This is a genomic window from Varunaivibrio sulfuroxidans (assembly GCF_029318635.1).
GTDB lineage: Bacteria > Pseudomonadota > Alphaproteobacteria > Rhodospirillales > Magnetovibrionaceae > Varunaivibrio > Varunaivibrio sulfuroxidans.
In genome coordinates this window covers 2,613,102-2,632,022 of the sequence record NZ_CP119676.1, presented here as the reverse complement: position 1 = coordinate 2,632,022, position 18,921 = coordinate 2,613,102, and the positions used below count along the sequence as shown (strand labels likewise).

The 18,921-nt window shown below is 59.4% G+C and carries 18 protein-coding genes; 3 read left to right on the top strand and 15 right to left on the bottom strand.

Annotated features, from left to right (window positions below; genetic code table 11):
• Positions 1-142: 142 nt before the first annotated feature.
• Positions 143-2,218, top strand: coding sequence for a 4Fe-4S binding protein (locus P3M64_RS12305; protein ID WP_132938425.1), 2,076 nt, complete (start codon positions 143-145; stop codon positions 2,216-2,218).
• Here the strand turns inward: P3M64_RS12305 and mobB are convergent.
• The 15 genes from mobB to P3M64_RS12230 all read right to left on the bottom strand — a co-directional run bounded on the left by mobB (position 2,215) and on the right by P3M64_RS12230 (position 15,457).
• Complete coding sequence (gene mobB / locus P3M64_RS12300; RefSeq protein ID WP_132938426.1) at positions 2,215-2,739, bottom strand: molybdopterin-guanine dinucleotide biosynthesis protein B; 525 nt, start codon at positions 2,737-2,739, stop codon at positions 2,215-2,217. The two genes, P3M64_RS12305 and mobB, sit on opposite strands and share 4 nt — an antisense overlap.
• Before the next feature lie 37 nt (positions 2,740-2,776).
• Positions 2,777-3,721, bottom strand: coding sequence for a Mur ligase family protein (locus P3M64_RS12295; RefSeq protein ID WP_132938427.1), 945 nt, complete (start codon positions 3,719-3,721; stop codon positions 2,777-2,779).
• Between the two features lie 66 nt (positions 3,722-3,787).
• Positions 3,788-5,044, bottom strand: a complete 1,257-nt coding sequence (locus tag P3M64_RS12290) for a (Fe-S)-binding protein (RefSeq protein ID WP_132938428.1) — start codon at positions 5,042-5,044, stop codon at positions 3,788-3,790.
• Positions 5,041-5,685 (bottom strand): hypothetical protein, encoded by a 645-nt coding sequence (locus tag P3M64_RS12285; RefSeq protein ID WP_132938429.1) that lies wholly within the window; start codon positions 5,683-5,685, stop codon positions 5,041-5,043. The genes P3M64_RS12290 and P3M64_RS12285 overlap by 4 nt, the downstream gene beginning before the upstream one ends.
• A gap of 54 nt (positions 5,686-5,739) precedes the next feature.
• Positions 5,740-6,804 (bottom strand): formate dehydrogenase subunit gamma, encoded by a 1,065-nt coding sequence (locus P3M64_RS12280; protein WP_165886252.1) that lies wholly within the window; start codon positions 6,802-6,804, stop codon positions 5,740-5,742.
• A 19-nt stretch (positions 6,805-6,823) separates the two neighbouring features.
• The gene (locus P3M64_RS12275) at positions 6,824-7,162 is read right to left on the bottom strand and encodes a hypothetical protein (RefSeq protein WP_132938431.1); all 339 of its coding nucleotides are present in this window, start codon (positions 7,160-7,162) and stop codon (positions 6,824-6,826) included.
• A gap of 65 nt (positions 7,163-7,227) precedes the next feature.
• Entirely contained in the window at positions 7,228-7,833 is a 606-nt protein-coding gene (gene fdh3B, locus P3M64_RS12270; protein WP_132938432.1) for a formate dehydrogenase FDH3 subunit beta, read from the bottom strand.
• Between the two features lie 16 nt (positions 7,834-7,849).
• Positions 7,850-10,723 (bottom strand): formate dehydrogenase subunit alpha, encoded by a 2,874-nt coding sequence (locus P3M64_RS12265; protein WP_132938433.1) that lies wholly within the window; start codon positions 10,721-10,723, stop codon positions 7,850-7,852.
• Between the two features lie 18 nt (positions 10,724-10,741).
• The gene (locus P3M64_RS12260; RefSeq protein ID WP_132938434.1) at positions 10,742-10,960 is read right to left on the bottom strand and encodes a hypothetical protein; all 219 of its coding nucleotides are present in this window, start codon (positions 10,958-10,960) and stop codon (positions 10,742-10,744) included.
• Positions 10,961-11,024: 64 nt separating this feature from the next.
• Positions 11,025-11,639, bottom strand: a complete 615-nt coding sequence (locus P3M64_RS12255) for a TorD/DmsD family molecular chaperone (RefSeq protein WP_132938435.1) — start codon at positions 11,637-11,639, stop codon at positions 11,025-11,027.
• Positions 11,640-11,975: 336 nt separating this feature from the next.
• Positions 11,976-12,644 carry a DUF3306 domain-containing protein gene (locus P3M64_RS12250; RefSeq protein WP_165886253.1) on the bottom strand — a complete coding sequence of 223 codons (669 nt, stop codon included), beginning with the start codon at positions 12,642-12,644 and terminating at the stop codon, positions 11,976-11,978.
• Positions 12,616-13,176 carry a DUF3305 domain-containing protein gene (locus P3M64_RS12245; protein WP_132938437.1) on the bottom strand — a complete coding sequence of 187 codons (561 nt, stop codon included), beginning with the start codon at positions 13,174-13,176 and terminating at the stop codon, positions 12,616-12,618. Before P3M64_RS12245 ends, P3M64_RS12250 begins: the two co-directional genes overlap by 29 nt.
• Positions 13,173-13,817 (bottom strand): molybdenum cofactor guanylyltransferase MobA, encoded by a 645-nt coding sequence (gene mobA / locus P3M64_RS12240; protein ID WP_132938438.1) that lies wholly within the window; start codon positions 13,815-13,817, stop codon positions 13,173-13,175. The genes P3M64_RS12245 and mobA overlap by 4 nt, the downstream gene beginning before the upstream one ends.
• The gene (gene fdhD / locus P3M64_RS12235; RefSeq protein WP_132938439.1) at positions 13,814-14,692 is read right to left on the bottom strand and encodes a formate dehydrogenase accessory sulfurtransferase FdhD; all 879 of its coding nucleotides are present in this window, start codon (positions 14,690-14,692) and stop codon (positions 13,814-13,816) included. The genes mobA and fdhD overlap by 4 nt, the downstream gene beginning before the upstream one ends.
• A gap of 324 nt (positions 14,693-15,016) precedes the next feature.
• Positions 15,017-15,457 (bottom strand): hypothetical protein, encoded by a 441-nt coding sequence (locus P3M64_RS12230; RefSeq protein ID WP_132938440.1) that lies wholly within the window; start codon positions 15,455-15,457, stop codon positions 15,017-15,019.
• Between the two features lie 715 nt (positions 15,458-16,172).
• Between P3M64_RS12230 and fliF the strand changes: the two genes are divergently transcribed.
• Positions 16,173-17,825 carry a flagellar basal-body MS-ring/collar protein FliF gene (gene fliF, locus P3M64_RS12225; protein WP_132938441.1) on the top strand — a complete coding sequence of 551 codons (1,653 nt, stop codon included), beginning with the start codon at positions 16,173-16,175 and terminating at the stop codon, positions 17,823-17,825.
• A gap of 39 nt (positions 17,826-17,864) precedes the next feature.
• Entirely contained in the window at positions 17,865-18,884 is a 1,020-nt protein-coding gene (gene fliG / locus P3M64_RS12220; protein WP_132938442.1) for a flagellar motor switch protein FliG, read from the top strand.
• Positions 18,885-18,921: the final 37 nt, after the last annotated feature.

Here is an 18,921-nt window from a genome sequence, read left to right as displayed (position 1 = left end):
ACAAGCGGCCAGACGCGCCGCGTCATCCCCGTGACGATAAAGTGCCGTTCGGGCGCGCATTGCCTGTTGCACTCCCCCCTCTCAGTCGTGACAATGGCGCCCCGCGCGCGCGGCCCTCGTTAATTAAAAAAAGAAGACCCTCATGACTGAATCTCCCGCCAAAATTCTTTTGTGCGACTGCAACGGCGCCATGCGTTTCGATATCAAGACCCTGAGCAAAGCCCTAGGCTCGGCGACGATCGAGACCTTCAACGCCCTATGCCGACACCAAATCGACGCCGCTCGGCACGCCCTCGCGCAAGGTGGAGGGCGCACGGTGCGCATCGCCTGCACGCAAGAAGCGCCGATTTTTCTCGAACTGAGCGAAGGGAACGACGCGGAGGCCGCGCTTTCTTTCGTCAACATCCGCGAACAGGCCGGATGGTCGCGCGAGGGCGGCAAAGCGACGGCCAAAATGGCCGCCCTCATCGCCGAGGCCGGCGTTCATGCCCCCCCCGCTACGCAGGTCAGCATGCAAAGCGAGGGACGACTCCTTATCCTGGGGGCCGGCGACGAGGCGATACGCGCGGCGCAACGCCTGGACGGCCATCTCGATATCACCGTGGCGCTCTCCCCCGAGGTCGCGGGCGAAATCATGCCGCCGGCGGTCGCCTCGTTCCCCATTTTCTTTGGCGCGGCAACCCGCGCCGGCGGTCACCTAGGCAATTTTAACGTCTCTTTCGCATCGCTATCGCCCAGCGATCCATCATCGCGCAATGGCCTCGGATTCACGAAAAGCGGCGGAGAAAAAACGCTAAGCGCCGATTTGATTCTCGATCTGCGCGCCAAGACGCCTTTATTTCCGGCGGCGCAACGCCGCGATGGCTATGTTTTGTGCGCACCCAACGATTCGACCCATGTCGAACGCGCGCTGTTTGACCTGATCGACATGGTCGGCACGTTCGACAAGCCCCGGTACGTCAACTACGAATCCAATCTTTGCGCCCACGCGCGCAACGCCATTCAAGGCTGCCGTCAATGCCTCGACATCTGCCCCACCGGGGCGATCGGCCCCGACGGCGATCACGTCGCCATCGATCCTTATATCTGCGCCGGATGCGGGGGGTGCGCCGGGGTTTGTCCGACCGGGGCCGTCGAATACGCCATGCCCAGCGCCACCACCGCCCTGGCGCGCCTACGCGTGTTGATGCAAACCGCACGCAAAGCCGGGGAAAGCGCGCCCCGCGTTCTCATTCACGATCAAGAATTCGGCGCCGAGGCCATTACCCTGATGGCGCGATTCGGACAGGGGCTGCCCGCCCGCGTCATCCCCTTCGCGATGAACGAGGTAACGCAGTTGAGCGGCGACGTTCTGCTCGGTGCGCTCGCCCACGGCGCCTGTCGAGTTTTCGTCCTCGCGCCGCCGCACAAGCGCGAGGATCAAGACGGTTTGCTGCGCCAAGTCGCGCTCGCCAATGAAATTGTAGGCGCTCTGGGCTACGGCGAAGAACAAGTGTGCGTCATCGACAGCAACGATCCCGAGGCCATCGCGGCGCGCCTTTACCAAGATGCGGAACATGCGCCTGCCCGAAGCACGCCGACGGGGGGCTTCGCGTCGGTCGGCAAGAAACGTCACCGCCTTCATGTCATCTTGGAACACCTGCACGACCATGCGCCCACACCGGTCGATATTCTGCCTCTGACGCCCGGCGCGCCCTTCGGCGCCGTCATCGTGGACCAGAACAAATGCACCTTGTGTCTGTCGTGCGTCAACGCCTGCCCCGCGGCGGCATTAACGGACAACCCCAACGCACCGCAGCTCAATTTCCGCGAAATCAACTGCATCCAGTGCGGGCTGTGCCGTACGACCTGCCCCGAAGACGCCATCACCTTGGAGGCGCGCATCGACTTTACCCGCGCCGCCCTGACCCCGCGCACGGTGAAGGAGGAAGAACCCTTCGCCTGCGTGCGTTGCGCCAAGCCCTTCGGCGTACGCTCGACCATCGAACGAATGATCGAAAAAGTTAAGGACAATCCCATGTTCGCCGAACCCGAGGCGCTCAACCGCCTGCGCATGTGCGACCAATGCCGGGTGATCGACCTGGCGCTGTCGAACGAAGATCCGTGGGCCAGCACCGAGCGCCGCGTCAAGTCAACGGACGACTATCTCGCCGAGCGCGACAAGCTCCGTCAAGACGCCGCCACACAGCGTGGGAAAAGCGGTGAGGACGACGTCTAGGCGACGTTTTCGCAGCGCGCCCCGAGGGCGTTGAAGGCGATGATGAAATCCGTCAACGCCACGACATCGTTGAGATCGATCACCGGAACGGCGAGGTCATAATCGTCGAGCGGCGCATCGCTGGCGACGGCGATGATGGTGTCGTCCTCCAGGGCCAGAAGCTGTTGTTTATGCGCCGGACGGAAAACTTCCAACTTGGGGTGCTTCTCGCGTTTGAAACCCTCGATCAGCAAAAGATCGACCGGATCCATCTTGTCGATCAGTTCCGTCATCGCAGGCTCGGGCGTGTGGCGCAATTCATTAACCAAGGCCCAGCGCCCGGAGGAGGCGACCATGACCTGTCTGGCCCCCGACGCCCGATGGCGGTAAGAGTCCTTGCCCGGCTTATCGATATCGAAATTGTGGTGCGTGTGCTTCATCGTCGAGACGTCGAGCCCGCGCGCGGCCAATTGCGGAATTAACTTCACCAAAAGTTCGGTCTTTCCGCTGCCGCTCATGCCGACGATGCCAAAAATTTTCATCACGATCCTGGTTTTGGTTTTTGTTAAAGACGGCCGTTCACGCCGCGTCGGCGTCGAAATCGGGAAAACTGTTGATCGCCGCCATCGCCTGATAAGGCTTGACGCCGGCGGCCAGGGCCGCGCCGAAAGCGGCGGCGACGCAGCCGAAATGTTCGTCGGCGCACAAAGCCGAAAGATCGACCACGGGGACCGGGTCATCACCTTCCGTGGCGTCGAAAAGCGCACCGTCCTTAACGAAAACACCCCGCATCAACGTGGCGTTGCGCGAGACGGCGAGCACCCGCTGTTCGTTTTTATCCGCCAAGGTATCGTGCAGCATTTGGCCGTATGGTGTATCGATAACGACGACCGCCGCCCGAGGGTGGGTCTGGCGGCGAAACAATTCTGGGGCGAGCCGTTTAATATCCGAATCCTGTCCCCCCTCGCCATCGCCCAAAAAGACGGCGATATCGAACGTAATCGACACGGTATGTTCCAGGCGGAAAGGGGACATTTCCAGAACATAAGCCCCTTCCATGCCCAGAGGTTCACTGTCCAGCGCGCACGTCGGCGCCAGTCCGATCGTTTCGGCCTCGCGCCCGGTGACCGATAAGACATGGCCGATCAGGGCGCTTGTAAAAGCGCTCCCATTGGAACCGGCGACGCCGATGTACCCGCATTCGCGTTGGCTGCGGGCAAGCAATTCGATATCGGAGATAATTTCGCACCCCGCCGCGCGCGCGCGCGCCACAACCGCTGTCGCACGCGGATCGACGGCAATGTCCGGGCACGACACAACCGTGGTGAATTGGCGTAGATCCCCGTCCGTCCAATCGCGCACGGCAATCCCCATCTCCACCGCTTCATCCCGGCGACGGGGGTCAAAGTCCCACGCGACGACCTCGGCCTCGCTATGCGTCAAGGCGCGCGCCGTACCCACGCCATCGCGGCCCAACCCCAGGACGGCGACGGGATAGCCGGCGAAAGGAAAAATATTGATCACGGAAATATCCTGTCCACGATATTCACGAATGGCGCCGCAAAAAGACGGCGCCGATCCTGCTTGCGGTCAATCGTCAAGGTATTGCGCCACCAATTCGCTCAACCCCAAAACGGGAAGGGTCATCTCGTACTCGTCGATCGCTTCTTCGAGAACGTTACGACAATTTCCGCATGCCGTCACCAAGGCTTCGGGTTTGACGTCGTCCAGTTGCCGCTTCTTGGCGGCAAAGGCGGTAATGCGCAATTCCTCGGCGCGAGGGTTCGAACTGACGCCGCCGCCGCCGCCACAGCACACGTTGGCCGTGCCGCAGTTTTCCATCTCGATGAAATTGTCGCTGACGGCGTCCAGCAGGCGGCGCGGTTCTTGAACAATGCCGCCACGGCGCACGATCTGACAGGGATCGTGGAAGGTAATCCGACGATGATCCTTTTCCGACTTAGTCTTGATCCGCCCTTCGCGCAACAACTGATCGAGCAATTCAAGAATGTGTATCACCTTGAACTCATAGCTCTTGCCGACAAGGTTCGGACCTTCCCAGTTGAGCGCCGAATAGGCGTGACCGCATTCCGGGCTGACGACGTATTTCACCTGAAGTTTCTCGGCGGCGTCAACGATGCGCTGCACCAAGGTGCGGGCAACCCCCTTGTCACCCATTTGGATGCCGACATTGGTGGCCTCATAAGCCTCGGTTGAAATTGTCCACGACACCCCGGCTTGCTTGAAAATCCGCGCCAAGGCGCCGAAGATTTCATAAAAGTTGAGCATCTCCATCGCCGACAGAATGACCATGTAGTCGGCGCCGACTTTATCGAATTCGATCGGGATGCCGACCTCCTCGGCCTGCTCGGCGACGATTTTGCGCAACGTCTCCGGCTTAATTCCCAGCGGGCTGCCCGTTTCCAAGACTCGCTTGGCGGCCCCGGTCAGGCCGTCGGGGACCAGACCGGCGGCGACATAAGCCTCGCGGGTCTTGCGCACCACGCCCGCGATATCGATCCCCATCGGACACACAATGGTGCAGCGCCCGCACAAAGTGCAGGAATCGTATATGAGGGTTTCCCATTCCTTCAGAGTATCTTCGGTGATTTCGGCGGGAACGAGGCCGATCGCCCTCTTAAGGCCGGAAAAGGGCGCGACATGGCGCTTATAGACCCGGCGCATGGGTTCCATTTTCCAAGTCGGCGTGTAGCGCACATCGCCGGTCGTCTCGTAAAAATGGCAGGCCTCGGCGCACTGTCCGCAATGCACGCAGGCGTCGAAATACGACGCGCTCGACGCGTCTACATTGGCGATAAGGCTATCGACGGCCGATTGAACGTTCATGGCACAACTCCCCTACGCCCAAAAAATGCCCCCGTATATCCTCTTGCAAAAACGAAGGTAAAAGCATGCATCAGCCGCGAAAACGGGAAATACACCAACCAGATTTCGACACACAGCATATGTAAGGCGCGTAAAACATCGTGACTTTCCTGAAGCGCCATGCACCCCGTCATCATCACGATGAAGGTCAACCATGAACCGATGTGATCGTCCCAGTCCGAAATATGCCGCATTACCGGATCGGAGATACGCCGAATCCAGAGCAGAATAATTCCGGCGAAGGCGACCTCGGCGCTGAGAACGAAGCCCCACCGCGGGAGGGCCGGCCAACTGAAGCCAAGCACGTTTTTATCCAAAAAGGCGATATGCGGTGCGGCGAACAGCACCAGGATCAATAGCCCAAAATGAAACGCATACCCGGCGACCAAGTGGTATTGCGTGCGAAAGGTGAAGCCGCCATGGGGAACGAAGTGCAACAACTGCCCCTTGAGCGCCCCCATCACCGCCGAGGCGCGGGGGACGGAGATGTCGGGCTTTCGTCCAAAGCGAAGCACGGCGAAAATTCGCCACAGCACGCCAAGTACAAAAACGCCTGCCGCCAAGATCCACAATGGCCCCTGGGTAAGTTCGAGAAACGACATCCTAGTCCCCTTTCATCCCGGCGATGAAAATATCCACCCGCGTAGCGCCCGGCGCTAATGCGCGGACGCGCTTTTGGGCGCCCCTATGGCCTGTGGCGCCCCTTCGACGGGCGTATCCTGTTGGGCCATGACCTCTTTGGCCCACCATTCATGATGCTCGATCGCCCAATTTTCATCGACATACCCCTTGGTCATACCCTCAAGCGCACCCTCCACGCCGAGGGTCCCCAAGTAAATGTGACCCAGCGACGCCGCGACCAAAATCACCGCCATGCCGGCGTGAATGAGCTGGGCGATCTGCAGTTGGACAACGGCGCCGGCCAACGTCGGAAAGTCCAAAAACAATCCGGAAGCCGAGATTGCCAGACCGGCGAAGAACATCAGCCAGTACCACGTTTTTTCACCCAAATTGTATTTCCAGGACGGGGCGTGTTGACCTAGGAAAATTCCACCCTTCAATGCCCACGAGAAATCCCCGCGCTGGTACACATTGTCCTTGAAAAAATTAACCAACAAGATCACCAAGGCGATGATGAAAATAGGTCCCAGAAGGTTATGCGCCTGCAACGCGGCGCTGGCGAACACCGACCAGGCCTGCGCACCGACAAGCGCCTTAATCGTGTAACGTCCAAACATGATCAAAAGGCCGCTCGCCCCCAACATGATGAACAAACTGGCGACAAACCAGTGAATCCAACGTTCGGCCTGCGTGAACCGCGGCACCACGCGGCCCGAACGCCCATCCTTTAACTTAACCCGACCGCGCACGGCGAAAAATGTCGCGATCGCGGCGGTGGAAAACAGAATGAGGATACCGCCCCAATACGACAATGGACCATTGCGGATCGCGCGCCACTGTTCGCCCCGGGCCTGTATCAACACCGGCGTTCCCATTCCCGTTCCCGAAAGATCGAAGGTCTGTCCCCGGCGTATCATCCGCCAGATATCCGAATCCGACGTCGTGCCGTGCACATGCCCCGGCACGGCGCCGCCGACTTGGGCTTCGGCGGTTTGGAAATTTAGCGCCGGCGACGCGCCAAACCCCACGGCTGCGGCCCATAACAGCGCAAGGGCAAGCCCCAGGGCCGAAAATCCTCGCCGCCATACGTTCAATTTCATTGATTGCGCATCCATCGCTTTATTCTCCGGCTTGCAACAGCAACCGTTTATCCAGCTCCTGCACGTGTTTGTCGGTACGATCGGAAGGCGGGTTATCACCTACCAGCGACGGCAATGGACGCACCCGGGAAGGGGCATGCACGCCAACCTGAAACCATGTCCGCGCGCGAAGTTCGGTCAATTGTTTCGCACTCAACGGCCTGTCGGGCATTGGCCCCGCGTAGACGCCGGGCGTGTCAGTCAGCACACGGCCTTGTTCCTCGGCCCGGCATGCGCCAAGACTGAGAACCGCAACCAAAATCGCGCCGACCGCAACCACTTTCGATGTGCGCGCCACTCTCGATGTGTGTATGAGCATGTATGGATCCTTCAGCGAAAGCATTGCCGACGGGACGGCGTGAAAGCCGCCCCGTCGTGGCGGTTTTATCTGGCGACCGCGCGGTCTTTCTTTCCATAGGCCTTGCCCCAACCCCATGCCCCGGAACCGAAACCACGCGCGACGACACGTTCGCGATAAATATTGGAAACCTCGTTGCCGTCTCCGGCCAGGAGAGCCTTGGTCGAACACATTTCGGCGCATAGCGGCAGTTTGCCTTCCGCCAGACGATTGCGACCGTATTTCTTGAACTCGATCTCGGACATGTCCTTCTCGGGGCCGCCATTGCAGAAGGTGCACTTATCCATTTTGCCGCGCGAACCATAATCGCCCGACTGGGGATATTGCGGCGCGCCGAACGGGCACGCGTAAAAGCAATAACCGCAACCGATACACAGGTCCTTGGAATGAAGCACCACGCCTTGGTCGGTGGAATAAATCGTATCGACCGGACAGACCGCGATACACGGCGCATCCGAACAATGCATACAGGCCACCGACAACGAACGCTCTCCGGGAAGACCGTCGTTGATGGTCACGACCCGGCGGCGGTTGATCCCCCAAGGGACCTCATTTTCATTTTTGCATGCGACAACACAGCTATTGCATTCGATGCAGCGTTCCGCGTCACAGAGAAACTTCATACGTGCCATGATCTAGGGTCTCCTTTTACGCGGCTTCGACGCGGCACAGGGTTGCTTTGGTTTCTTGCATTTGGGTCACCGAATCATAGCCGTAGGTGCCGACCATGTTGGCCGCCTCGCCCAAAACGTAAGGATCCGCCCCCTCGGGATATTTGGCGCGCAAGTCCTTGCCCTGCCAATGCCCGCCGAAGTGGAAGGGCATGAACACAACCCCCTGAGCCACCCGCTCGGTAACCATCGCCTTGACCAGGGCCTTGCCGCCCTCGGGGCTGACCACCCACATGTCGGCCTTGTCGCGGATACCCGCGTTGTTGGCGTCCACCGGGTTGATCTCGCAGTACATTTCCTGTTGCAATTCGGCCAGCCACTTATTCGAACGGCTTTCCTCGCCGCCGCCCTCGTATTCCACCAAGCGACCCGTGGTCAAAATGGTCGGGAAGTCCTTGGCGTAATCGTTTTTCTGGATCGATTCGTACAGGGTCGGCAGACGATAGGCCCGGGTGTCCTTGTAGGTCGGATAATCCTTCACCAAGTCGCGGCGCGGCGTGTACAGCGGTTCGCGGTGCACCGGCACCGGATCGGGGAAGGTCCACACCACGGTGCGCGCCTTGGCGTTGCCGAACGGCGCGCAGCCGTGCTTGATGGCGACGCGTTGGATGCCGCCCGAAAGATCGGTCTTCCAGTTCGTCTTGTCGCCCGCGACTTTCTCGATCGCGGCGCGCTCCTCGGCCGTCAGATCCTTGTCCCAGCCCAATTTCTTGAGCATCGCCATGGAAAATTCCGGATAGCCGTCCTTAATTTCCGAGCCCGCCGAATACGATCCTTCGGCCAGCAGGTTCTCGCCGTTGTGCTCGACTCCGAAACGGGCGCGGAAGGTCAATCCGCCCTCGGCGACCGACTTGGAGGTATCGTACAAAACCGGCGTTCCGGGATGGCCCATCTCGGCGGTTCCCCAGCACGGCCAGGGCAAGCCGTAATACTCGCCATCGCACGGACCGCCGCGCGCCTGCAGCGTGGTGCGGTCGAAGGTAATCTTGTTGAGCGCGTGCTTTTTCAGGCGTTCGGGCGACTGCCCCGTGTACCCGATGGTCCACATTCCACGATTGAATTCACGCGTGATGTCCTCGATCAACGGTTCATCGCCATTGACCTTGATATTCTTGAACATCTCTTTTTCGATGCCGAATTTCTTGGCGAAACGGTACATGGTGGTGTGATCGGGTTGGGATTCGAAAACCGGATCGACCACCTTGTCGCGCCACTGGATCGAACGATTGGACGCGGTGACCGAACCATAAGTTTCGAATTGCGTGCACGCCGGCAGCACGTAAACGCCGTCCTGACGGTCGGGGATGACCGAGGCGAACGTCGGCACCGGATCGATGACCACCATCAGATCGAGTTTTTCCATCGCCGTTTTCATTTCCGGCAATCGGGTCTGCGAGTTGACCGCGTGCCCCCACAACACCATGGCGCGGACATTGTCGGGCTGATCGATGTTTTCCTTTTTCTCAAGCACGCCGTCGATCCAGCGCGAAACCGGAATACCTTTGGATTCCATCAATTTTTGCGAGGCGAAGCGCCCCTTCAGCCAGTCGTAATCGACATCCCATACCCGCGCCCAATGCTTCCAGGCGCCGGTGGATAGGCCGTAATACCCGGGCAGCGAATGCGACAGGATGCACATGTCCGTCGCACCCTGCACGTTGTCGTGACCGCGGAAGATATTGGCTCCGCCGCCCTGGGTGCCCATGTTTCCGAGCACCAATTGCATGGTGCAATAGGCCCGGGTATTGTTGTTGCCGGTGTGATGCTGGGTGCCGCCCATGCACCACACGAAGGTGCCCGGCCGGTTGCTGGCCATCAAGCGCGCGACACGCTTGACCTGCGTCCCGGGGACGCCGGTCACCCGTTCGACTTCATCCGGGGTCCACTTGGAAATCTCGGCCTTGACCTGATCCAACCCCCAGACACGCTGACGGATGAATTCCTTGTCTTCCCATTCATTGTCGAAGACATGCCACAAGATGCCCCAAATCAGGGCGACGTCGGTGCCGGGACGAAAACGCATGAATTCATCGGCGTGGGCGGCGGTGCGCGTGAAACGCGGATCGCAGACGATCAGCACCGCGTTGTTTTGCTCCTTCGCCTTCAAGATGTGTTGCAACGACACCGGGTGGGCTTCCGCCGGGTTCGAGCCGATCAGGAAGATCGCCCGCGAATTGTGGATGTCGTTGAACGAGTTGGTCATCGCACCGTAGCCCCAGGTGTTGGCGACACCGGCAACCGTGGTGGAATGGCAAATTCGCGCCTGATGATCGCCGTTGTTCGACCCCCACATGGCGTAAAATTTGCGGAACAGATAAGACTGTTCGTTATTGAACTTCGCCGACCCCAGCCAGTACACCGAATCGGGCCCGGAGGTCTTACGGATATCGAGAATTTTGTCGCCGACCTCGTCGATCGCCTGATCCCAGGAAATCCGCGTCCACTTTCCGCCCTCAAGCTTCATCGGATACTTAAGGCGGCGTTCACTGTGCGCGTGTTCACGCACGCTGGCGCCCTTGGCGCAGTGCGATCCAAGATTGAACGGGCTGTCGAAATCGGGGTCTTGGCGGGTCCATACGCCGTTCTCGACCTCGCCGATGACGCCGCAGCCGACCGAACAGTGGGTGCACACGGAACTGACCCGCTTGACCGCCTTTTTCGCCTGATCCGTCGCCGCGGCGGCCGGTTTAACATGCCCCAGGGTGCTGGCCGAAGCCAACGCGATCCCTCCGGCGGCGAGGCCGGAATTGCGCAGGAAGGAGCGCCGGTCGATGGTCCCGCCGGTGGCGCCGGACAGCGCCGCGCTCAAGCGGGCGCTCTTTGCCGATGCGCTTTTTCTTTTCGTCAACATGTTGTTCTCTCCTGCCTATCAGAACCGCGCCGCGGCGTAATACGCCCGAACGTGATCGGTTTCGCGATAACCCGCGTCACGAGGCGTTTCGACCCGCGCGGCTTGAACCGCCGCGGACGCCGACCCTGCGCCGCCCACCGCCAGCGCGGCAACCCCGCCGGTTGACAGCAAGGCCCCTTTAAGAAAGGCGCGCCTGGCGCGCAACTCCGGCGCGACGTTTTTTTGACTATCGGACATAAAATTCACTCCCTCCTAGGGCGAACCCGCGTTCGCCCATATATCGTTCGACGCGCCGTGAACATCAGGCGGCCATTTCGAATGCCTGTCGTTCTATTTGCATAAGCAACCGACCGACGCTGCCCAGCGGGACGTAAAGCGCCGCATTTTGCGCGGCCTCCAACTCGGCGAAAAAATTAGGCGCCCAGGGTAAAACATGGGCGGCGAAAAAATCCTCTTGGCGTTGGCGCCCATGCGAAGCGTCCCCATCCAAGATCAGCGTGTGCATAATTTCCAAAACCGTGGCGATATGATCTTCCGGTTCATGAACGTCCTCGTCTTGACGAAGACGAAGGCGGGCCATCTCGGCGCGCAAATCGGCAAGCGGGCGGTCATAAAGCAGGCCGCTCAAATAATGCGATGCGTAAGGCAACAGTTCGCCGCCCGCGCCAACGCCGTAAAAAAGGCGGGTATACTCATCTCGCGCATCATCCACCGAGCTTACCCGAGCGGCCTCGCGCAGGGCGCTCAAAGCGCACCCCATGGGGGTTTCGTCGCCATCCAGGGCGCGCAATAAATCCAGGGTGTCGGAATCGGGCGGGCAGCCCAAAAGGCGGGACAGCAGCGCATAAAACCGCGCACGCAAAAAATCGCTTTCATCTCGGGGCGAAGAGGTCTGCTCGTTTTGTTTTTTACGCATATTCGACCCCTATCGTTTCTTATTGCCGTTTTTTATACGCACCTGCATGACGAAGCTCTCTTTTCGATGCGCGATCGTGTCGCTTACGCCCATAAATATCCGCCAAAACGGCGACCCGACGCCTCGGGTTCCGTCCCCACACGCCTTGATGTCGAAGGCCATTTTATAAAACGCGACCGTCCTCACTTCTATCAACTCCCTCCGGCGAGCGCATTATGTTAAAAAAGACATAACGACATCCTCCTTCCCGTTTGGAAAGGTTCTTATCGGTCGTTTGAAAGGTTCTTATTGGCCCGGCGTTATACGGCCCGGAGCTCTACGGTCGCGGTCGGGGAGCTATTCCCGATCACGATCTCCAACGCCGCCCTCTTTCCCGTCCCTCTGGGCGCGTGACGCATCGACGTCGCCCACTTTCGCCGTCACCGGTTCGTTCGGACCGACCTGAGCGGCGGCGGCATGGGACGACGATTCGGGAGAGGACACGGGAGAGCCGGGATACGCGCGGGCGTCTTCTCCCGGGTCGTCCTGTTCCTCGAAAGTGGGCTTTACCGCCTCGAACACCGTTTCGACGATTTGCTCGACGATGCCGAGCGCCGAATAATCATCGTCATAATCGTTGAGGCCATCCAAATTCGATAACGCCGGGTCGCTGCGCCACAATTTTCGCAATGCCTTTTGCGCCAAGTCCCGCGGCACCCCTTCGCCGAGGAAAGGCGTATAGTCCGAGTCCCGGTCCAGGGTATCGATATCGGGCAACGCGGCGGCGATTTCTTCCGGAGTTTGCGCCGAACATCCATCGCCCAGAACACCATCACCCTCCCCATCGACCGCCTTGGAAAGCGGGGCGGCGGACATTTCGGAGCCGACGCCATCCTCATAGGTGGAATCCTTGGGTTCGTTTAAAACGGGCGACGGACCGCCCCCATCGGACGCATCGCCGATTATTTTTTGCGCCGACCACCGCCTCAAGAACGATTTACCCTCGGCCATCGGATCCTCCGCCATAATGGGGCCCCGATTTACGCGGGTCATAGGGTTTGCGTTGGCGCTTTTTAAACGGAACATCGACATGATAGCGCTCGACGTAGGCCTGCACCCAGGTGCGAATCGCCGGAGGCATCACCACGCCCTCGACCCATTCATCACCACTCTCGTCATAAGACTCCGCCTCGTAGGGACAAACGGTGACATGAAAAGGCGTAACCTCGTGCGGATGCGCGCCCTCTTCCTCGGGACGCAAAACGATGAAGACCTGCGGCACGGGTTGGCTGAGGTTGAGCTTGTAACCTTCGGTCTCGCGGCGAAACAATTCGAGGGTCAACGTCCCGGCGATAAAATGGGTTCGATCGTCGTCTTGGCGTAGAACGCGCCAATCGGCCTCTGCGTTTCCCCCCGCCCGTGCGCCCCGCCCCACGAGAACGCCGTTCGCCGTCCATCTGTAATCGACCCAGGGGTTGTCCACACGACGCCGTTCCAAAACGATCCCGACATCCATTGTCGCGGGGATGGGTTGCTGCGCGTCGTCCTTGTCCGTCATAAGGAAAACTCCTCCGCTACATGAAGATCGTCCACCGTATTGATGTTGAAAAAAGGATCGACGGGATCGCTGGTCCAAACAACATGTGCAATTTTATAGCGTGCGGTCCAGAGGTCGATTTTACGCATCTTCTCATCCTCCATCGCCCGGCGAAGCGCGGCGGCCAGCGCGACCGGCCACAACGCGAAAACGGGGTGCGTGCGTGCGCCCGTTTGCGCACAGGCCATCTCGGCCCCGTCGCATTCGATCGCCTGCGCCAAACGAGACGTCAAATCTTCCGGAAAAAACGGCGCATCGGTGGCGAAACTGGCGACCCAGGCCACCTCTGGGGCATGGGTATGGGCCCATTCCATCGCCGTCAATATCCCCGCCAACGGTCCGGCGAAACCTTCAATCGCATCGGGAACAACGGGAAAACCATATGACGCGAAACGTTCGGGGTCGCCCGCGGCATTGATGATCAGGGAGCCGACCTGCGGCCCCGCCCGATTGATGGCGTGCGTCAACATCGTTTTGCCGCCGACCGTGCGCAGACATTTATCGCCGCCCCCCATACGCCGGGCGAGGCCGCCCGCCAACAAAACACCCAAGATATTTTGCCGGGCGATCCTTTGTTTATCAATAGGTTGGCTTTCGCTCATCGTTCATCGCGCCGTCCCGCGCGCGCATCGTGCGTTGACGCGGCGGTGTCTTCGCTGGGAACATCGTCAAAAATAATCCTCTGCTGTCCCGACAGGGCGACGAAGCGCCGCCCCCGCGCCCGCCCCAACAGGGTCAATCCGACCTGCCGGGCGAGATCGACCCCCCAGGCGGTGAAACCCGATCGGGACACCAAGATGGGAATGCCCATTTGCACGGTCTTAATGACCATTTCGCTGGTCAGCCGCCCGGTGGTGTAAAAAATCTTATCCCCGCCATCGACGCCGTGACGAAACATGTAGCCGGCGATCTTATCGACCGCATTATGCCGCCCGACGTCTTCCATGTACAAAAGGGGCCGATCTTCCTGACACAGGGCGCAACCGTGAATGGCTCCGGCCTGCAAATACAGGCTGGGGGCCGTATTGATTTTCTTCACCAGGGCCGACAGCCACGAGGTTTTGACGACATGGCCTTCGGGCAGAGTGACGGTTTCAAATTTTTCCATCATATCGCCAAACACCGTCCCCTGGGCGCATCCCGATGTCAGGGTTTTTTTCTTCAGCTTCTCTTCAAAACTGGTTTCCCCATCGGTGCGCACGACGACGGTGTCGATATCGGGATCATATTCTACCGCCCGTACGCGCTCGCCATCGCGGATCATATTTTGATTAAGCAGGTATCCCAGGGCCAAATATTCCGGATAATCGCCGATCGTCATCATGGTGACAATTTCCCGCCCATTAAGAAACAGAGTCAGGGGACGCTCGACGGTCACGGACGTCGTTATCGGCCGGCCGGCATGGTCGATGCCGTCAACCCGGCGCGTCAAGCGCGGATCATCGGGATTTGGACGAATGATAAATTGTTCTTGCATGGCGGGACCTTTTCGCGCCGTTCAACACCTGCGAATCGATGTCATGGGGGCATGGGGGCATTGCGCCATTTGCGCCGCGATACGTTCCCCACATCGAACCGATGACGCGATACATATCGGCCCCACAGGTAAAGTTCAATACAAAGCCTGCACGACGTCATACGACGCGACGTTAGCATGAAAGGCGAAAAAAACGCACGGCGAAGCGAAACCGCGCCCCCTTACGGTTCGGAACCCGCATCCAGAAACATATCGGAAAATAAATATCAGGAGACACAAAAGGACGCCGCGGACGTGCGCACGCCCCCAAAACGCCCTAAAAGCTCAGGCTGTCGTATCCGTGGGCGTAAAACCCGTCACCGCCACGCCGCCGTCCCCTGTCGTGGGCGCCACCGCCGTGGATACCCCCACTACGGACGTTCCTGCCGTGGACGCCTCCGTCGCCGACACTGCGGAACCGCCGTCGCCGCCGGCCTGCAACGCGCCGCCCACAGGGCCGCTAACGGGGCCACTGGACGACCCGCCGCCGCCCGACGGAGCCACACCCGCCACATCGCCCCCCGGGGACGACGTCCGCACCGGAGTCGTTGGCGTCGATGTATCTTGAATAAGACCTTGCCTATAGGCGTTAACGACCTTGGCCGAAGGATACTGCACTTCGACTTCGCCCGTTTTGGAATCCCGAAATTGCAGGACATAAACCCCGCTCGCCGGATCCACGACTCCGACAGGAGACGTCAATCCCTTCGCCGGGTCCGCCCGCACGGGAACGGCCTCCGCCCTAGCGACCTCGGGCGCGGCCCCCACCCCAACACCAGAGCGGAGCGCATACGAAGCGCCGTGGCCGCCTGAGTTTATTGCGATGTCACCCATAGTTCTCACCGTGTGCCTTCTGCCAAACCTAGCAACTTAGAATGAGAATTCTACTCATGGATAATTATATCTTTAAAATAATCCTAAATGCAAGTTTTTATTGTATTTCATGAAATTAGGGTCATCGCCCTCCGATTGGTAAAAAATAAGGGGTTTGAAATCAATTCTCTAGCTTTATCGCGCCGGTCCATAAAATTGGGGTCGCCGAGCATACAACCTTTGGAGGCTTCGCGGGCTTTGGAGACTTCGCGGGCTTTGGAAACTTTGGAGGGACGTCGGAACGGGGAGCATCGAACACGCCCACCGGTTTGCGTTATGTCATGACCCCCACTCGGCCCCGGCCCCACTCGGCCCCACCCCCCCGATCACCTCTTGCCCCCTCGTTCGCCCCTTACCCATGCGAGGAGGTGACGAGGTGAGTCCGCGCAGCGTCGAAAAATGGACGAGTAGGCAAAATTTGCCGAGACATTAACGAGTTATTCACCATCCCCTTTATAATTTAGTGCGATGAATGAGGTTCGGGCCTCGCCCGGCCTCGCGCTTTCGATGGCGCACGCGACCCAGAAGGGGTGTCCGAAAAATACATCGAACGAGGATAAAAAAAGCCGTGGACACGCTGCAACAAATTCTCCGCAATCTTGGCCCCACACGATTAATCATCATGGGGGGGGTCCTGATCTCCTTGGTCGCGTTTTTCATTTACTTGACGACGCGCTTGACGACGCCGCAGATGGCGTTGCTGTACGCCGACCTTAGTCCGAACGATTCGGCGCAAATCGTCAGTCAATTGGAAAGTCGAGGGATTCCCTTCGAGACATCCAACAACGGCGCAAAAATCATGGTCCCCGGCGATCAAGCCTTGCGTCTACGCATGGATATGGCGGACCGCGGCCTGCCCAGCGGCGGCACCGTGGGGTACGAGCTGTTCGATCACCAAAGCGCCCTTGGCACCACGAATTTTCAACAGAACGTCACCTTGGTGCGCGCCCTGGAAGGTGAGCTTGCGCGCACGGTCCAGACCATCGACATCGTTAAAAGCGCGCGGATCCACCTCGTAATGCCAAATCGCCAATTGTTCAGCAGGCAGCGGCAAAAACCCAGCGCATCGGTCATCCTAAAAATGCGCGGATCCAATCGCTTAACCCGTGAACAGGTCTCTTCCGTTCAACACCTGATCGCGGCGGCGGTTCCCGGTCTCGTCCCCCAAAGTATTTCCGTCGTCGATGACAAAGGCTCGCTTCTCGCCCCCGGCTTCGAAGGCGACCCCAATTCCCCCGACCAAATCGCTTCGCGCGCGGAAAAACGCAAACTCGCCTATCAAAACCGCATGTCGCAAATGATCGAGCAACTGGTTGAAAAATCGATCGGGTTCGGCAAAGTCCGCGCCGAGGTCACGGCGGATATGAACTTCGACCGTATCACCACCAACGAGGAAACCTACAACCCCGACGGTCAGGTGGTGCGCTCGACACAGACCGTCGATCAAACCAACTCCAGCCAAAACCGCGACCCCGCCAATGTCAGCGTCGGGCAAAACCTACCCGATCCCAACGCCGCCAACGCCGCCGGCACCCAACAGGCCGCGGAAAGCCGGACCGAGGAAACGGTCAATTACGAAATTTCGAAAAAAGTCGTCAACCATATCCAGGACACCGGCGTCGTCAAACGCCTTTCGGTAGCGGTTCTCGTCGATGGCGCCTGGGAACTCGACGCCAAGGGCAAGCGCGTCTATCGTCCGCGCACGAAACAAGAACTCGCGCAATTGGCCACTCTGGTGCGCGGCGCGATCGGCTATAACGCCAAGCGCGGCGATGTCGTCGAGGTGGTCAACATGAAATTCGCCGAGGGCGAACCCGCACCCGAGGTCCCGCTCGATCTGTTCTTCGGCCTCGATCGCTCCAGCCTGCTGAAAATCGCGGAAATGCTGGTCCTGACGATCGTCGCCGTGCTCGTCATTCTTCTGGTGATCCGTCCGCTGATTTCGCGGATGTTCGAGGCGCTCCCCGCCGCGGCCGGCGCACTGGCCGAAGGCGGACGGATGATCGCCGATCACACATCGGCGGCGGCCGGCGCCTTGGCCGGTCCGCCAGTTCCCGGTGGCGATATGGTCGAAGAAGACCAATATGAAGAGTTGATCGATATCGATCGCGTAGAAGGCCGTGTCAAAGCGTCTTCGGTGAAGAAAGTCGGCGAAATCGTCGATAAGCACCCGGAGGAAGCGCTTTCCATTATCCGCAACTGGATGTATCAGGAAACCTGATGCTCTTTGCAGAGATAGGACGATCGAGGAGTTTCGCCGTTGGCGCGCGTTAAGGACGACTACAGGAGTTTAACCGGCCCCCAGAAGGCCGCTATTTTCATGCTCTCCCTCAACGAGGAGCAATCCGCCGCCATTTTCGAGAAAATGGATGACGAGGAAATCCGCGAACTGTCGATGACGATGGCTTCGTTGGGCACCATCAATTCGACCGTTATCGAGCGCTTGTTCGTCGAATTCGCCGATCAACTGTCCAGCGCCGGGTCGTTGGTGGGATCGTACGAAAGCACGGAACGCCTACTTTCCAAGGCCCTGGGCACCGACCGCGTCAACCAAATCATGGAAGAAATTCGCGGCCCCGCCGGGCGCACCATGTGGGACAAGCTGGGCAACGTCAACGAGGCGGTGCTCGCCAATTATCTGAAGAACGAGTACCCGCAGACCGTTTCCGTGGTGCTGTCGAAAATTCGCCCCGACCATGCCTCGGCGGTGCTCTCGCTGCTGCCCGAACACTTCGCCATGGAGGTCATCCAGCGCATGTTGCGTATGGAAGCGGTGCAAAAGGATGTCCTCGACCACGTGGAAAAAACCCTGCGCACCGAATTCATGACCAACCTGGCCCGCACCGCTCGTCAGGATAGCCACGAAATGATGGCCAATATCTTCAACTCGCTGGACCGCAACACGGAAACCCGCTTCATGGGCGCGCTGGAAGAACGCAACCGGGAATCGGCCGAACGGATTAAACAGTTGATGTTCACCTTCGACGATCTGACCAGAGTCGATTCCGGGGGCATTCAAATGCTCTTGCGGCAAGTCGAAAAAAGCCAGTTGGCGGTCGCCCTCAAGGGCGGATCGGACGACGTCAAGGACCTGTTCTTCGACAACATGTCCGAACGCGCGGGGAAGATTTTGCGCGAAGACATGGATGCCTTGGGTGCGGTGCGCCTGAAAGATGTCGACGAGGCCCAGGGCGAAATCGTCTCGATCGCCAAGCAGCTCGCCGATGCCGGCGAAATCGTCATCGCCGGCCAGGGCGAAGACGATGAACTGGTATACTAGGGCCGCCGGACCGATGTATCCCGGACCCAAAAGGGAA

Coding starts and splice junctions, on each gene's coding strand:
- P3M64_RS12285 (WP_132938429.1), bottom strand. CDS start 5,685: ATGTCGTTTCTCGAACTTACCCAGGGGCCATTGTGGATCTTGGCGGCA.
- P3M64_RS12260 (WP_132938434.1), bottom strand. CDS start 10,960: ATGTCCGATAGTCAAAAAAACGTCGCGCCGGAGTTGCGCGCCAGGCGC.
- P3M64_RS12255 (WP_132938435.1), bottom strand. CDS start 11,639: ATGCGTAAAAAACAAAACGAGCAGACCTCTTCGCCCCGAGATGAAAGC.
- mobB (WP_132938426.1), bottom strand. CDS start 2,739: ATGAAAATTTTTGGCATCGTCGGCATGAGCGGCAGCGGAAAGACCGAA.
- fdh3B (WP_132938432.1), bottom strand. CDS start 7,833: ATGGCACGTATGAAGTTTCTCTGTGACGCGGAACGCTGCATCGAATGC.
- P3M64_RS12290 (WP_132938428.1), bottom strand. CDS start 5,044: ATGAACGTTCAATCGGCCGTCGATAGCCTTATCGCCAATGTAGACGCG.
- fdhD (WP_132938439.1), bottom strand. CDS start 14,692: ATGCAAGAACAATTTATCATTCGTCCAAATCCCGATGATCCGCGCTTG.
- mobA (WP_132938438.1), bottom strand. CDS start 13,817: ATGAGCGAAAGCCAACCTATTGATAAACAAAGGATCGCCCGGCAAAAT.
- P3M64_RS12245 (WP_132938437.1), bottom strand. CDS start 13,176: ATGACGGACAAGGACGACGCGCAGCAACCCATCCCCGCGACAATGGAT.
- P3M64_RS12305 (WP_132938425.1), top strand. CDS start 143: ATGACTGAATCTCCCGCCAAAATTCTTTTGTGCGACTGCAACGGCGCC.
- P3M64_RS12250 (WP_165886253.1), bottom strand. CDS start 12,644: ATGGCGGAGGATCCGATGGCCGAGGGTAAATCGTTCTTGAGGCGGTGG.
- P3M64_RS12275 (WP_132938431.1), bottom strand. CDS start 7,162: ATGCTCATACACACATCGAGAGTGGCGCGCACATCGAAAGTGGTTGCG.
- P3M64_RS12280 (WP_165886252.1), bottom strand. CDS start 6,804: ATGAAATTGAACGTATGGCGGCGAGGATTTTCGGCCCTGGGGCTTGCC.
- P3M64_RS12265 (WP_132938433.1), bottom strand. CDS start 10,723: ATGTTGACGAAAAGAAAAAGCGCATCGGCAAAGAGCGCCCGCTTGAGC.